Origin of the sequence: Rhodococcus sp. NPDC059179 (assembly GCF_042754885.1) — a bacterium.
GTDB lineage: Bacteria > Actinomycetota > Actinomycetes > Mycobacteriales > Mycobacteriaceae > Rhodococcus_G.
This window is the reverse complement of record NZ_JBHZBV010000008.1, coordinates 46,361-63,344: the sequence shown is the minus strand read 5'-3', so window position 1 is coordinate 63,344 and position 16,984 is coordinate 46,361. Positions and strand designations below refer to the sequence as shown.

At 72.3% G+C, this 16,984-nt stretch carries 1 protein-coding gene; it reads left to right on the top strand.

Going from position 1 to position 16,984, the window contains the following annotated elements; all coding sequences use genetic code 11:
• Positions 1-54: 54 nt before the first annotated feature.
• Positions 55-16,902 (top strand): amino acid adenylation domain-containing protein, encoded by a 16,848-nt coding sequence (locus ACFXMV_RS16410; RefSeq protein WP_378503337.1) that lies wholly within the window; start codon positions 55-57, stop codon positions 16,900-16,902.
• Positions 16,903-16,984: the final 82 nt, after the last annotated feature.

Here is a 16,984-nt window from a genome sequence, read left to right as displayed (position 1 = left end):
TAAGGTCCGAAATCACGGCGCCGAATCGCGCCGCGCGACGATGATCGGACCTGTATGTCTTCTCTCTCGGACTCGACGGCTCGCCCGCACGCCACCGGACAGTGGCTTCCCGTCACCGCCGCGCAGTCCGAGGTATGGGTCGCGCAGCAGCTCGCCCCGGCCAGCCCGGCCTACAACATCTCGCTGACCATCGAGGTGAACGGCCCGCTCGACATCGCCCGCGCGGTCGAGTCCGTGTACCTGACCATCCGCCGCGCCGAGGCGCTGCACGTGCGGTTCGCGGTCGGACCCGACGAGGTGCTCCGGCAGCAACGACTCGACCCGCAGGGGTGGACGCTGCGGATCGTCGACCTGCGCGGCCGTCCGGATCCGGCGGCCGCTGCCCGCGCCTGGGTCGAGGCCGACATGCAGACGGTCGCGGAGCTGGACAGCGACGAGGCGCTGTTCACCCAGGCGGTCCTGCGGATCGACGACGAGGTGACGTGGTGGTACCAGCGCTACCACCACAGCATCATCGACGGCTACGGCATCGTGCTGCTCGTCGCCGAGGTCGTCGGCAGGCAGGAGCATCCGGAACTCCACTTCGACGAGCAGGACTGGTCGCTGCAGACCGCGATCGACGCGGACGTCGAGTACCGCGGGTCCGGGCGGTACGAGGCGGATCGCGCGCACTGGCTGGAGTGGCTGGCCGACGCCCCCGAGCCCCCCGTGCTGCTCCCTCCCTCCCCGGACCCCGTCGCACCGCCGATCAAGGCCAGCGTCGAACTCGATGCCGCGACCGTCGCGGAGCTGTACCGTTTCGCCGACGCGCAGGGCATCCGGCGCACGCGAATCCCGTTCGCGATGATCGCCGCCTACCTGCACCGGGTCAGCGGACAGTCCGATCTGATGCTGTCGGTGCCGCTGACCGGCCGCACCGGGCGGGCGTTGCGGCACCTGCCGTCGATGGCCTCGACCATCCTGCCGATGCGGCTGCACGTCGACGGCGACAGCACCCTGGCCGCCCTGACGGCCGACATCGACCACGGGCTGATCGGCCTGCTCCGGCACGGCCGGTACCGGGGCGAGGACCTCGCCAGGGAGGCGCGTGCGCTCGACCCGTCGCGGCGGGTGTTCGGCCCGGGCATCAACATCGTGCTGTTCGAACACTCGATGACCTTCGGCGGCAGCCCCGCGTTCGCGCAGAACATGGTGACCGGCGCGATCGGTGAGCTCGACTTCACCGTGCAGCGCGGCCAGGAGGGCGAGTCGATGCGGATCGACCTGCGGGTCGGTGCGGGGCTCGAGGACGACCTCGAGCGGCACCGCGTGCAGCTCACCCAGTTCCTCGGCCAGCTCGCCGCCGAGCCTGGCGCCCCATTCTCGCGGTTCGACGTGATGTCCGACGAGCAGCGGCGTCGGGTGCTGGAGGACTTCAACGACACCGCCCGGCCGCAGCCCAGCCACACCGTGCCCGAGCTGTTCGCGGCCCAGGTGGCTGCCACCCCGGACCGGGAGGCCCTGATCGCGGGGGATGTCCGGCTCAGCTACCGGGACCTCGGCGAGAGGGTGAACCAGCTCGCGCGACACCTGGCCGAGCGCGGGCTCGCGCCGGAAGAAGTTGTCGCGGTGGGCGTTCCGCGCTCCGCCGAGATGGTCGTCGGGCTACTCGCTGTGATGGTCGCGGGCGGCGCCTTCGTGCCGCTCGACCCGGCCTGGCCGCAGGACCGCCGCGACCAGGTGCTCGCCGACGCGGGCGCGCGGCTGGTCCTCACCGGACCAGGCGGGGTGCAGACCTCGCCGGAGGCCGCGGTCGCGGTTGACCTGGCCGACTGGGCGCACGCCGGGCAGTCGGCGCAGCCGCTCGACGCGGCGATCGCGGGCCAGTCGCTCGCCTACGTCATCTTCACCTCCGGTTCGACCGGCAGGCCCAAGGGCGCGATGATCCGGCACGAGGCGATCTGCGCGCGGCTGTTGTGGCAGGTCGAGGAGGTGCTCGGGTTCGGCGTCGACGACGCCGCGCTGTTCAAGGCGCCGCTCTCCTTTGACATCTCGGTCAACGAGATCCTGCTGCCGCTGGTCTCCGGTGGCCGGCTGGTGGTCGCCGAGGCAGGCGGCGAGCGCGACCCGCACTACCTGCTCGATCTCATCGAGCGCGAGCGCGTCACCTTCGTGTACTTGGTCTCGTCGATGCTCAGCGTGCTGCTGGACCTGGACGAGGGCGGGCAGGCGCTCGGCGGGCTCCGGCACGTCTGGTGCGGCGGCGAGGTGCTCACCCCGGAACTGTTCGACCGGTTCCGGCGTCAGCTCGGCACCACGCTCTACCACGGCTACGGCCCCGCCGAGGCGACCATCGGTGTCTCCCATGTGATCTACCGCGACCGGGCCGAGCGGATCGCGTCGTCCATCGGCAGGCCGAACCCCAACACCCAGCTGTACGTGCTGGACTCGCAGCTGCGGGCGCTGCCGCCCGGGGTCGGCGGCGAGCTGTACGCGGGCGGATACCTGCTCGGCCACGGGTACGTCGGCGCCGCCGCCCTGACGGCCTCACGGTTCATCGCAAACCCGTTCGCCACCGACGGATCCCGGCTCTACCGCACCGGCGACCTCGCACGGTGGGCGGAGGACGGCACCCTCGACTTCATCGGCCGCGCCGACAACCAGGTCAAGATCCGCGGCATGCGCCTCGAGCTCGAGGACGTCGAGGCCGCGCTCGCGTCGCACCCGGGTGTCCGGGACTGCGCGGTGCTGGTGCGCGAGAACAACGGCGCCAAGTACCTTGCGGGCTATGTGGTCCCGCAGGCCGGCCACACCGGGCTCAGCGCCGACGAGGTGCGGGCCTGGGCGGTGTCCAAGCTGCCCGAGTACATGGTCCCGACCGCCGTGCTGCTCCTCGACGAGTTCCCGCTGACCGCGAACGGCAAGCTGGACCGGCGCGCGCTGCCGGAACCCGACCTGCGCGCCGCGCTGCCGGGTCTGGCGCCGCGCACCGAACGCGAACAGCAGCTGTGCGCCATCATCGCCGGGGTGCTCGGCGTCGACAGCGTCGGCGTCACGGACGACTTCTTCGCGCTCGGCGGCGACAGCATCGTCGCCATCCAACTGGTGAACCACGCGCGTGGCGCAGGCATGAACTTCAGCGCCCGCGAGGTCTTCCAGTTGCGCACCGCGGAGGCCATCGCCCGCGAGATCGAGGGGCGTGCGGAGGCACTGGTGGACCGGCTCGACGAGCCGCTCGGCGAGGTGCCCGCGACGCCGATCATCGCCCACACCAGCGAATCCGGTGAGGCCGTCGCCCGTTTCCACCAGTCGGTGCTCGTGCAGACGCCGGTCGGGTTCCACGCCGATGCGGCACGCGCGGCGCTGCGCGCCGTGATCGAGCGGCACGACGCGCTCCGGGCCGCACTGGTCCGGGGTGAGCGCTGGGCGCTGTCGGTGCCCGAGACCGCGGGCGCGACGGAGATGGTGCGCCGGGTCGAGGCCGAGAACCTGTCCGCGGCCGAGCTGGACGCCGTGGTTTCACGCGAAACAATCGACGCCGCAGCGCGACTCGACCCCGACGCGGGCGTGATGGTCGCGGCGGTCTGGTTCGACGCCGGGGCCGACCGGCCGGGCCGGTTGCTGCTGGTGGTGCACCACCTGGTGGTGGACGGGGTGTCCTGGCGGATCCTGCTCGAGGATCTGGCCCGCGCCGGATCCGCGGTGACGGAGGGCATTCCGGTCGAGCTGGCGCCGGTGGGCACCTCGCTGCGGCGCTGGTCCCAGCTGCTGTCCGAGCGGGCCGAATCCGGTGCGTTCGACGGCGAACTCGACCATTGGCTCGCGGTGTCGCGGACGCCGGACCCCGCACTCGGCTCCCGGGCGCTGGACCCGGCCATCGACCGCTGCGGCGACGCCGAATCGGTGACGGTGAGCCTGGAGCCCGAGTTCACCGGGCCACTGCTCGGGGCCGTGCCCGCCGCATTCGGCGGCCAGGTCGGCGACGTGCTGCTCACCGGACTCGCTGCGGTGCTGGCGGACTGGCGAGGCCAGGCCGGGACCCAGGTGGTCATCGACCTCGAGGGCCACGGCCGCGAGGAGGACGCCGCGGGCAGGCCGGTGGACCTGGGTCGCACGGTCGGCTGGTTCACCAGCCTGTACCCGGTCCGGATCGACGCCGGTGTGCTCGAGGACGGACTCGACCCCGCCGCCCTCGGCGCGGCGGTGAAGGCGGTCAAGGAGCAGCTGCGCGCGGTGCCAGGCAACGGAATCGGGTACGGCGCGCTGCGGTACCTGAGCCCGTCGGGCGCGGAGCTGACGACCGGTACCGCCCCGCAGGTGCTGTTCAACTACCTGGGTCGAGTTGCCGCCTCCGGCGGCGGTGGCACGGTTTCCGCCTCGGAGGGCGTCGACTGGCTCCCCATCGCGATGGACGGCGCCAACGATCCCGACGCGCCGATGGGCCACGCCATCGAGTTCAACGCGATCGCGGAGGACGGACCCGACGGGCCGACCCTGCGCACCACCATCTCCTGGGCGCCGGGATTGTTCTCGTCGGCCCGGATCGCCGCGCTGTCCGAGGCGTGGACCGCGGTGCTGCGCGCGCTCGCCGCGAGCGCCCCGTTCGGCGGCCACACCCCCGCGGACTTCCCGTACGCGCGCATCGGGCAGGCGGACGTGGACCAGCTCGAGGCCGCGGCGACGGATCTCGTCGACGTGCTGCCGATGACCCCGCTGCAGGAGGGCATCTACTTCCACAGTGCGTTCGAGACCGAACACTCCGATCCCTATGTGGTGCAGCAGATCATCGAGCTGACCGGCCCGGTGGACCCGCAGGCGCTGCACGTCGCGCTGCAGACGGTCGTCGACCGGCACGCGGCGCTGCGCACCGGGCTGCGCGCGGTGTCCGACGGCCGGGTGGTGCAGGTGGTCTCCGGCGACGCCCGCGTCCCGCTGGAGTCGGTGGACCTGCGCGGACTTGGCGCCGACGACGCGTCGGCTCGGGTCCGGCGGATCCTCGCCGACGAACGGGCGCGCGGCTTCGACCTCGAGCGGGCGCCGCTGCTGCGGTACGTGCTGGTGCAGAAGGGGCCGGACCAGCACCTGCTGCTGCAGTCGATCCACCACATCGTCGCCGACGGCTGGTCGGTGCCGGTGATGCTGCGCGAGCTGATGGCCCTGTACGCCCAGGGGGGCTCCGCGCCCGTGCTCCCTGCCCCCGAGCCGTACCGGAACTACCTGGGCTGGTTGGGTTCCCGCGACCGGGATGCGTCGATCGAGGTGTGGCGCACGGCGCTGGCCGGGGTCGACGAGCCGACCGGACTCGGCGCGACCGAGCGGGGCACCGAGGTCGGCGTCCGCGAGGTCAAGGTGAACCTGTCCGCGGCACAGACCGCGGACCTGATCGCATTCGGCCGCGCCCGCGGCCTGACGCTGAGCACCCTCGTGCACGGCGCCTGGGGCCTGCTGCTCGGACGGCTCACCAAGCGCCGCGACGTGCTGTTCGGCTCGACGGTGTCCGGGCGCGGCGGCGACCTGCGCGGCATCGAGACCATGGTCGGGCTGTTCATCAACACGGTCCCGGCCCGATTGCGCTACCGCGCAGAGGAATCCGCCATCGAGGCGCTTGCCCGCTGGCAGGACGAGCAGTCGACGCTGCTCGAGCATCAGTACATCGGCCTGAGCGAGTTGCGCAGGCTCACCGGCCTACAGGAGCTCTTCGACACCCTGGTGGTGTTCGAGAACTACCCGATCGGCGAGGGCGCCGTCGCCGACCCCACCGGCCGGCTGGAGATCACCGGCATCACCTTCGAGGAGAACCCGCCCTACCCGGTGACGCTGATCGTGGCGCCAGGCGACGAGTTGCGGCTGGAGGTCAAATACCAGGCCGCGGTGATCGACTCGGCCACCGCGACGCGGCTGGCCGACGGAATGGTGACCTTCCTCGGCGAGCTGCTGCGCGACGGTGACCAGCCGATCTCCGCGCTCGCCCTGGTGACCGCCGCGGAGCGGGACGAGCTGGAGGCGAGCTGGGCCGCATCCTCGGGGCAGGCGGAGGTCCGCACCCTCACCGACCTGCTCGACGAGCAGGCCGCCCGCACCCCGGACGCCGTCGCGGTGGAGTTCGAGGGCGCAACGCTGACCTACGCGGAGCTGCACGCCCGGGCGAACCGGCTGGCCCGCGAGCTCGTCGGGCGCGGGGTGGGACCGGAGTCACTGGTCGCCGTCGCGCTCGGGCGTTCCCTCGAGCTGATGGTCGCGCTGCTCGCGGTCGGCAAGGCGGGCGGCGCGTACCTGCCGCTCGACCTCGACTATCCGGCCGAGCGGTTGTCCTACATGCTGGCCGACGCCGAGCCGGTGTGCGTGCTCACCGACGGCGCGGACTTCGACTCCGCGCTGCCGGTGCTGGCGGTGGATCTGTCCGAGCCCCAGGGGGATTCGGGAGCGCCGCTGGACGGCGTCCGCGCAGGCGCGGGGCTCTGCGTCCGAAGTAATCCGGCGTACGTCATCTACACCTCGGGTTCGACCGGAAGGCCCAAGGGCGTGCTGGTGCCGCACGAGGGCATCGTCAACCGGCTGCTGTGGATGCAGTCCGAGAACCCGCTGACGGTGGGGGAGCGGGTGCTGCAGAAGACGCCGTCGAGCTTCGATGTCTCGGTGCCCGAGTTCTTCGGTCCGCTGATCGCCGGGGCCACCGTCGTGCTGGCCAGGCCGGGCGGGCACAGGGACCCGGGCTACCTGGCCGGGCTGATCGCCGAACGTGGCATCGGCCGTGCGCATTTCGTGCCGTCCATGCTGGAGTTGTTCCTCGCCGAGCCGGGCGCAGCCGGATGCAGCGCGCTGCGGGTGGTCGCCTGCTCGGGAGAGGCGCTGTCCGTCGCGTCCGCCCGCCGGTTCGCCGAGGTGCTGCCCGGGGTGCGGCTGGACAACCTCTACGGGCCGACTGAGGCCGCCGTCGAGGTGAGCTACTTCTTCGGGGCGCAGTCGATTCCCGAAGGCGCGCACACCGTCCCGATCGGCGCGCCGGTCGCGAACACCCGGCTGTACGTGCTCGACCAGTACCTGAACCTGGTGCCGCCGGGCGCCGAGGGTGAGCTGTACCTGTCCGGGCCGCAGCTGGCCCGCGGCTACCTGGGCCGCGCCGCGCTGACCGCGGACCGGTTCGTCGCCGACCCGTTCGTGGCCGGCACCCGGATGTACCGGACCGGCGACCTGGTGCGCTCCGTGGACGGTGAACTCGAGTACCTCGGCCGCGCCGACGATCAGGTGAAGCTGCGCGGCTTCCGGATCGAGCTCGGCGAGATCGAGGCCGCGCTGCTCGCCGATCCGTCGGTGGCCCAGGCCGCCGTCCTGGTCCGCGAGGACCGCCCCGGCCAGCAGCGGCTGGTCGCCTACGTGGTGCCCTGCGGGCCCGTGAGCACTTCCGGCCCGCAGGGGGACCAGAAGTACTCACAGGCGCTGGCCGCCTTCTTGCCGGCGCACATGGTGCCCAGCGCGTTCGTGGAGCTCGACGCGTTGCCGCTGAGCCCGAGCGGCAAGCTCGACCGCAAGGCCCTGCCCGCGCCGGACTTCGCGGTCGCGGTGTCGGAGGCGGCCCCGAGCACGGACACCGAGGGACGCATCGCGGCTCAGTTCGCGGAGGTGCTCGGCCTGGACCGGGTGGGAGCAGGCGACGACTTCTTCACCCTCGGCGGCGACAGCATCCTCGCGATCCGGCTGGTGAACCTGGCCCGCCGCGACGGCGTCACGCTCACCCCGCGCCAGATCTTCGAGCAGCGGACCCCGGCCGCGATCGCGCGGCTGATCGGCGACGCGTCCCCGGTCGCCGGGGCGACGGTCGACGCCCCCGTCGCGGACGGCATCGGAGAGGTGATCCCGCTTCCCGTGGTGCACCGGCTCTCCGAATGGTCCGGCGGCACCGACCGTTTCAACCAGGCGGTGCTGCTGCACACCCCGGCAGGCGCCGACGAGCGCGGACTGACGGCCGCGCTGCAGGCCCTGCTCGACCACCACGACGGCCTGCGCGCCCGCCTGACCCGGCACGCCCACGGCGTGTGGTCGACGGTGACCACCGAACCCGGCTCGGTGAGCGCCGCCTCGGTCCTCACCGCCGTCGACGCCCGCGACCCGGAGTCGCTGCGCCACCTCGTCGCCGAGCACTCGGAGACCGCCACCGAGCGGCTCGACCCCGAGGCGGGCGTGATGCTGCAGGCGGTGTGGTTCGACGCCGGACCGGAGACCGTCGGCCGACTGCTGATCGTCGCGCACCACCTCGTCGTCGACGGGGTGTCCTGGCGGATCCTGCTCGAGGACCTCGCGATGGCCCATGTGGCGGCCGCGTCCGGTCAGGACCCGGCGCTCGATCCCGTCGGCACCTCGCTGCGCGGGTTCGGCCGGATCCTCGCCGAGCAGGCGCAGGGCGCCGAGCGCCTCGCCGAGCTGGCGCACTGGACCGCCGCGACCGCGCCCGGGGCGGCGCTGGTGCCGGAGGTCTCTGGTCACGCCACCATCGGAACCGGCTCCCAGCACCGGGTTTCGCTGTCGACCGAGGACACCGCCGCGTTGCTGACGGCGGTGCCCGCGATGGCGAACGCCGACGTGACCGACGTGCTGCTCAGCGCGCTGCGGATCGCGGTCAGCCGCTGGCACCGCGACACCGGCCGGTCCGAGTCGGACCTGCTGGTCGACCTGGAGCGGCACGGCCGCGAGGAGTTGGCGCCAGGCGTCGACCTGTCCCGCACCGTCGGCTGGTTCACCAGCATCAGCCCGGTCCGGTTGCGGGCGGGCGACCGACCGCTGGACGTGCTCAAGGACGCAAAGGAGCGGCTGCGGGACGCGCCCGACGGCGGCATCGGCTACGGCATGCTGCGGTACACGAACGCACGCACCGCCGCCCTGCTCGCCGCGCGCGCGGAGTCGCAGGTGCTCTTCAACTACCTCGGCCGGATGCCGTCGGCCGAGCTCGGCATCGCGGTGCCGTGGGCCCCGGCCCCCGAGACCGGCGCGCTGTCAACCGATCCCGACGCGGACATGGGCGGGCCGTACCAGCTGATCGTCAACGCGCTGTGCGAGGACACGGCCGACGGCCCGGTTCTCACCGCCGTGTTCGGCCGCTCCGAGCTGGGGCTGACGGACGCCGACGGTGAGGCGCTGAGCCAGGGCTGGGCACAGGCGCTGCGTGAGCTCGTCGAGACCGCGCAGCGCCATGACGGACCGGGCGTGCTGACGCCGTCCGACGTGCCGCTGGTGGCGCTGAGCCAGGACGAGCTGGACCTGATCGCCGAGCGCAGCCCCGCCGGGGTCGAGGCGGTGTGGCCGCTGTCCCCGCTGCAGGAGGGCCTGTACTTCCAGGCGACCTTCGATGAGGGCACCGACATCTACACCGCGCAGTTCTCGCTGGACTTCGAGCACCGCCTCGACGTCGACCGGCTGGACGCGGCGCTGCGCACCCTGCAGCGTCGAAACCCGACGCTGCGTGCGGGATTCGTGAGCGAGGGCCTCACCGCACCGGTGCAGTTCATCACCGCCGACCTCGAGGTCCCGATCGTGGAGTTCGACCTGCGCGAGCTGGAGCAGGCGGACCGCGAGCCGCACGCCGCCGAGCTGATGGCCACCGACCGGCTGACCCCGTTCGACCTGACGTCGCCGCCGCTGTGGCGCGCGATGGTGATCCGCCTCGGCGACGACCGCGACCGCCTGGTGGTCAACCGGCAGTTCCTGCTCTGGGACGGCTGGTCGAACGGCATCGTCGTCAGCCAGCTGCTGGCGCTCTACGAGTCCGGCGGCGACGACAGTGGTTTCCCGTCCGCCACGGGCGGTTTCGACGACTACCTGGGCTGGCTGCGCGACCGCGACAGCGAGACCGGGCGGGCGGAGTGGCGTCACGCGCTGGCCGGTCTCGAGGAGCCGACGCTGATCGGGGCCGCCGCGACGTCGGCGCCCGCGCTGCCCGGCCGCCGCGACACCGTGCTCACCCCCGAGCTGAGTGAGCGGCTGCGGTCGAGGGCCGCCGCGACCGGGGTCACCTTCAACGCGATCCTCAGCGGCGCGCTCGCCCTGGTGCTCGGCGCCGCGACCGGTCGCGACGACGTGGTGTTCGGCATCACCGTCGCCGGACGACCCCCGGAGGTCGAGGGCCTCGACACCGTGGCCGGGCTGTTCCTCAACACGGTCCCGGTCCGAACCACGCTGCGGCCGGGGGAGCGGGTGGAGGACCTGTTGCGGCGCAGCCAGTCCGAGCGACTCGGCCTGATGCCACACGACTACCTCGGCCTGGCCACGATCGGGCGCGAGTCCGATCACCGTCAGCTCTTCGACGTGCTCTACGTGCTGCAGAACTTCGTCGACGAGAACCAGGTGTCCGCGCTCAACAGCGCGCACGACATCAGCGGCGGCGACAGCGTCGACCACACGCACTACCCGCTGACCGTCGTGGTCACGCCCGGTAACCGGGTGAAGATCAAGTTCGAGTTCCGTCCCGAGGCGGTGGCCGCCGCGACCGTCGAATCGTTGCTGGCCCGGTTCGTCGGGCTGCTCGAGCTGTTCGCCGACGACGTGTCCGCGCCGGTCGGGTCGCTGGACCTGTCGCTGCCCGGCGAGCGCGCCGCGCTGGCCGCGGGCTCGATCGAGCGGGAGCTGCCCGAGGCCACCATCGCGGACCTGTTCGCTGAGGCGGCCGCGCGCACCCCCGACGAGGTCGCGCTGGTCTTCGGCGAGCAGTCGGTGACCTACCGGGACCTCGACGGCCGGATCAACGCCATGGCCCGGAGGCTTCTGGCGCACGGCGCAGGCCCGGAACAGATTGTGGCGCTTGGCCTGCCGCGGTCGGTGGAGATGGTCGTCGCGCTGTTCGCGGTGCTGCGCACCGGGTCGGCGTACCTGCCGCTCGAGCTGGACCACCCGGCGGAACGGCTGGTCGGCATGCTCGACGACGCCCGCCCTGCCGTGCTGGTGACCACTCTCGCGGTCCGCGAGACCCTCGCCGGCTTCGAGGGCGCGGCGATCGTGCTCGACGGCGACGAGGCCCAGGCCCAGGCCCAGGGCACCGGACCGTTGACGGACGCGGAGCTGGGCGGCTTCGCGCCCGGATCACCCGGGCGGCTGGACCACCCGGCGTACGTCATCTACACCTCCGGATCGACCGGTAAGCCCAAGGGCGTGGTCACCGGGTATCGCGGCCTGACCAACATGCAGTTCAACCACCGCGCGGAGATCTTCGACCCGACGATCGCCATGACGGGCGGTCGACGCCTGCGGATCGCGCACACGGTCTCGTTCGCGTTCGACATGTCCTGGGAGGAGCTGCTCTGGCTCGTCGAGGGTCACGAGGTGCACATCTGCGACGAGCACCTGCGCCGCGACGCGGAGGCGCTGGTCGCGTACTGCAACACCCACGCCATCGACGTCGTCAACGTGACGCCGACCTACGCGCAGCACCTGTTCGAGGAGGGCCTGCTCGACGACGGTCCGGGCGAGCACCGGCCGCCGCTGGTGTTGCTCGGCGGCGAGGCGGTGCCGGATTCGGTCTGGAACCGGCTGCGGGACACGGACGGAACGTTCGGCTACAACCTGTACGGCCCCACCGAGTACACGATCAACACCCTCGGCGGCGGCACGGCGGACTCCGCCACCCCCACGGTCGGCAAGCCGATCTGGAACACCCGCGCCCACATCCTCGACTCGTGGCTGCGTCCGGTCGCGGACGCCGTGGCGGGTGAGCTGTACATCGCGGGCATCGGACTCGCCCGCGGCTACCTGGACAGGTTCGGCCTGACCGCCGAGCGGTTCGTGGCTGACCCGTTCGAGATCGGTGGCCGGATGTACCGCACCGGCGACCTGGTTCGCCGCGGCGCCGATGGGAACATCGACTTCCTGGGCCGCACCGACGACCAGGTGAAGATCCGCGGTCACCGCGTCGAGCTGGGCGAGATCGAGTCGGTCCTCGCCGGGCTGGACGGGGTCAAGCAGTGTGCGGTCATCGCGGCCCCCGGACCCGGCGGCGTCAAGCGCCTGGTCGGCTACGTGGTGCCCTCCGGGCCCGTGAGTCCTTTTGGCCCCCATGCGGGCCAGAAGTACTCACAGGCGCTGCGCGCATCGTTGCCGGACTACATGGTCCCCGCGGCCTTCGTGGAGACCGACACCCTGCCGATGACGGTGAACGGCAAGCTCGACGTTCGCGCGCTGCCGCCGGTGCCGGATGCGGTCGGCTCGGGTTCACGCGGCCCGGAGGATCACATCGAGCAGGTCTTGTGTGATCTGTTCGGCGAGGTGCTCGACGTCCGCGAGCTCGGCGTGGAGGACAGCTTCTTCGACCTCGGTGGGCACTCGCTGCTGGCGACCCGGCTGATCAGCCGGGCCCGGTCGGCGCTGTCCACCGAGCTGACGATGCGGGACCTGTTCGAGGCGCCCACCGTGGCGGAGCTGGCGGAGCGGGTCCGCGCGCGGGGTCAGGCGGTCCGCCCGGTGCTGGCGCCCGCGGTCCGGCCCGAGCACCTGCCGATGTCGTCTGCACAGCAGCGACTCTGGCTGATCCAGCAGATCGAGGGCGATTCCGCTGCGTACAACTTCCCGATCGTGCTGCGCCTGAGGGGCGAACTCGACAGCGAGCTGTTCGCGGCCGCGCTCGCCGACGTCGTCGGCAGGCACGAGTCGCTGCGCACCGTGTTCGGCGAGGTCGACGGCCTCCCGGTGCAGCGAATCCTCGACGAGGCGACGCCCGAGCTGACCGTGGTCGACGGGACGGAGGACGCGATCGCGGACCTGGTCCGGGACGCCGTGCTGCGGCCCTTCGACCTGACCCGCGAGATCCCGTTGCGCGGCAGCGTGATCCGGCTGGGCCATGACATTGAGGGGCGTGACGATCACGTCCTCGCACTGGTGCTGCACCACATCGCCACCGACGAGTGGTCGGACCGGCCGTTCCTGCGCGACCTGATGCTCGCGTACGCCGCCCGGGCGCACGGGCAGGCCCCGCAGTGGCAGCCGCTCGCTGTGCAGTACGCGGACTACACGCTCTGGCAGCGCGAGTTGCTCGGCGACGCCGCGGACCCGAAATCGGTGCTGAGCGAGCAGCTCTCGTACTGGGAGGCGGCGCTGTCCGGTGCGCCGGAGGAGCTGACGCTGCCAACCGATCGGGCCCGGCCGGCCCGGCCGAGCTTCGCGGGCGGCGCGATCGAGCTGGACCTCGATGCCGGCACCACCGCGGCGCTACGGGCACTGGCAGCCGAGAGCGGCGCGAGCATGTTCATGGTGCTGCACGCGGCCACCGCCGCGCTGCTGCATCGGATCGGCGCGGGCGACGACCTGCCGCTCGGCGCGCCCATCGCGGGCCGCACCGAGCAGGGCCTCGACGAGCTGGTCGGGTTCTTCGTCAACACCCTGGTGCTGCGCACCGACGTGAGCGGCAACCCGACGTTCGGCGAACTGCTGGCCCGGGTCCGCGAGCTCGACCTCGCGGCGTTCACCCACGCCGACGTCCCGTTCGAATCCGTTGTGGAGCGCCTGAACCCGGCGCGCACGCTGGCCAGGAACCCGCTGTTCCAGGTGATGGTCGGCTACCACAGCCGCGGCGCCGACATCACCGAGTTGGGTGGGCTGACGCTGGAGCCGGTGCCGCTGCAGGAGCGGACCGCCAAGTTCGACCTGGTGTTCAACTTCACCGAGTTCCTGCCCGCGGCCGACGGTTCGGGCGCGGGCGAGGGCCGGATCCAGCTGCGGCTGGAGTACGGCGCGGACCTGTTCGACCGGTCCACCGCGGATGCGATCGCCCGCCGTCAGCTGGCACTGCTCGACGCCGTCGCGCAGGAGCCGACGCTCCCGATCGGCGCGGTCGACGTGTTCCTGCACGGCGAGCGCGACCTGGTGCTGGTGGACTTCAACGCCACCGCGCGGACGGTGCCGGAGGAGACCATGGACGCCTCGTTCGCACGCTGGGTCGCGGCCACGCCGGACGCGGTGGCCGCGCTCGACGAACACCGCGCCGCGACGTACGCCGAGCTGGACGAGCGGTCCGACCAGATCGCCGCGGTGCTCGCCGGCCGCGGCGTCGGCGCGGAATCGGTGGTGGGCCTTGCCGTCCCGCGCTCGGTGGACATGGTCGCCTCGGTGCTGGCCGTGCTCAAGCTGGGGGCCGCGTACCTGCCGCTCGACCTGAGCCACCCGGCGGACCGGATCTCCTACATGCTCGCCGACTCGAAGGCGGGCGTGCTGCTGAGCACCGTCGCGGAGGCCGCGCGGATCGAGGAGGCGCCGGGACTGAGCCGGGTGCTGCTCGACGAGCCGGAGACCGTCGCGGAACTCGCCGCGGCGCCAAAGCCGGTGACCGCGGTGCCCAACGGCATCGACCACGCGGCCTACGTCATCTACACCTCCGGATCCACCGGCAGGCCGAAGGGCGTGGTGGTCTCGCACGAGGGCATCTCCAGCCTGGTCGCCACCGCGGAGGACCGGATGCGGCTGACCCCGGGATCGACGGTGCTGCAGTTCGCCTCGGTCGGGTTCGACGTCGCGGTGTTCGAGCTGTCGATGGCGCTGTGCACCGGCTCGCGACTGGTGATCGTGCCGGACCGGTCCCGGGTCGCGGGCCCGGAACTGACCGACTTCATGCACGAGCACGAGGTGACGCACGCGATCATCCCGCCGTCGCTGATGGCCGCGCTGCCGCCGGGCGCCCTTGTGCCCGAGGGCTGCACGGTGCTGGTCGGCACCGAGACCGTGCCGCCGGACCTGATCGGCCGGTGGGCGGAGCGGCTGAATCTGCTTGCCGCCTATGGCCTCACCGAGGCCACGGTGAACAACACGCTGTGGCAGGCGCAGCCCGGCTGGAACCAGGCCGTGCCGATCGGCATCCCCGACCCCAACGAGCAGGCGTTCATCCTCGACGCGCGGCTGCGGCCGGTTCCCGTCGGTGTCGCGGGCGAGCTGTACATCGCGGGCCGCGGCCTGGCCCGCGGCTACCTCGGCAAGCCGGCGCTGACGGCGGGCCGTTTCATCGCCAATCCCTTTGGGCCCGGCCGGATGTACCGCACCGGTGACCTGGCGCGCTGGCGGGCCGAGGGCAACATCGACTTCCTCGGCCGCGTCGACGACCAGGTGAAGATCCGTGGCTTCCGCATCGAGCTCGGCGAGATCATCGCCGCGCTCGCCGACAGCCCGGGCGTCAACCAGTCCGCCGTCGTCACCGACCGGGACGGGTCGATCGCCCGGCTGATCGGGTACGTGGTGCCGGTCGAGGGTGCGGACGTCGACCCGGCCGCGGTGCGCGCCCACGTGGCGTCGTCGCTGCCGGACTACATGGTGCCGAGCGTCGTCATCGTGCTGGACGGGCCGCTGCCGCTCACCCCGAACGGCAAGCTGGACCGCAAGGCGCTGCCCGCGCCGGACTGGTCGGAGCTGACCGGCGACGTCGCGCCGCGGACCCCGAGGGAGCGGGTGATCGCGGACCTGTTCGCGGAGATCCTGCACCTGCCCTCGGTCGGCGTGCACGACAACTTCTTCGATCTCGGCGGTCACTCGATGGCCTCGATGCAGCTGGTCGGCCGGGTGCGCACGGAACTCGGTGCCCAGCTGAGCATTCGGGAGGTCTTCGATGCGCCGACGGTCGCGGAGCTCGCCGAGCTGACCGAGGCCGGCACCGCCGACGGCAGACCCGTCCTCGTCGCGGGCACCAGGAATGACGGCGCCGCGCCGTTGTCGCCGCCGCAGCGCAGGCAGTGGAGGATGTACCGGCAGTCGCCCACCGCCAGCCACGCGCTCTCGCTCTACCCGGAGCGGCCGCTGGACGCCGAGCTGCTGGCGCTGGCGCTGGACGACGTCGTCTCGCGGCACGAGCCGCTGCGCACGGTGTTCTTCGAGCGCGACGGCGACGTCTACGGCCAGGAGGCGGTCCGCCCGGCAGTGGGCCTGGTCGACGTCGGCGACGACGACCTGCACGCGCGGGTGTTCGAGCTGGCGCAGCAGCCGATGGATCTCACGGAGCAGGCCCCGTTGCGGGTCCTGCTGGTCGAGGACGCGTCGGGACGCCAGGCCCTGCTGCTGGTGATGCACTACCTGGCCGTCGACGAGTGGTCCGTGGTGCCGTTGCTCGGGGAACTGCTCGCCGGCTACCTGGCGCGGCAGGCGGGACACGCGCCCGAGCTGCCGCAGCTGCCGGTGACCTACGGCGATTACGAGGCGTGGTCGCGGCAGGTGCTCGGCGATCCCGCGGACGAGTCGAGCAGGCACGCGCGGCAACTCGGGTACTGGCGGGAGCGACTGTCCGGTCTGCCGGAGGCGTTGAGCCTGCCGGGCGAGCGGCCGGGTGGCCCGCGCCGCGGCGACGTGGTGCCGCTGCCGATCGACGAGTCGCTGCACCGCGACATCGACGCGTTGGCCCGCCGGACCGGGACGTCGATGTTCATGGTGCTGCAGTCGGCGCTTGCCCTCGTCCTCACCGAAGCCGGTGTGGGCGAGGACCTTCCGATCGGCGCCCTGGTCGCCGGCCGGACCGAGGAGGCCCTGTCCGGGTTGATCGGCTGCTTCTTCAACACGGTGGTGCTGCGGACGGACACCTCCGGCGATCCGACCTTCGCGGATTTGCTGGCCCGGGTCCGGGAGAGCAACCTGTCCGCGCTCGAGCATCAGGACGTCGGATTCGATGACGTGGCAACCGATCTCGGTGGCGACGCGCTGCGGCCGCAGGTGATGGTCGTGCACCACGAGCAGGCCCGCCTCGGCGAGGTGGACGGTGTCTTCGGCGGACTGCTGCCGGTCCCGGTCGGGGAGCCGGTGTCGGACCTGACGCTGAGCTTCTACGAGCCGGTGGGGGATGGCCCCGTGCACGCCTATCTCGGCTACCGGACCGACGTGCTCGAGCCCGCCGTGGTGGCGGCGCTGGCGGACCGGTTGCCTGCCGTTCTCGCCGCCGTGTGCGCCGACGAGGACCGTCGGATCGGGGCGATCGGATGACGACCCGCCTCGCTCTGCGAATTAGGGTAGGCTGCGCTACTATTCAGCGCGGCCCGATTGTTGGACCCCGAGCTTTGTCAGC

Bases quoted from the DNA above. Each gene is read 5' to 3' on its own strand.
- ACFXMV_RS16410 (WP_378503337.1), top strand. From the start codon at position 55: ATGTCTTCTCTCTCGGACTCGACGGCTCGCCCGCACGCCACCGGACAG.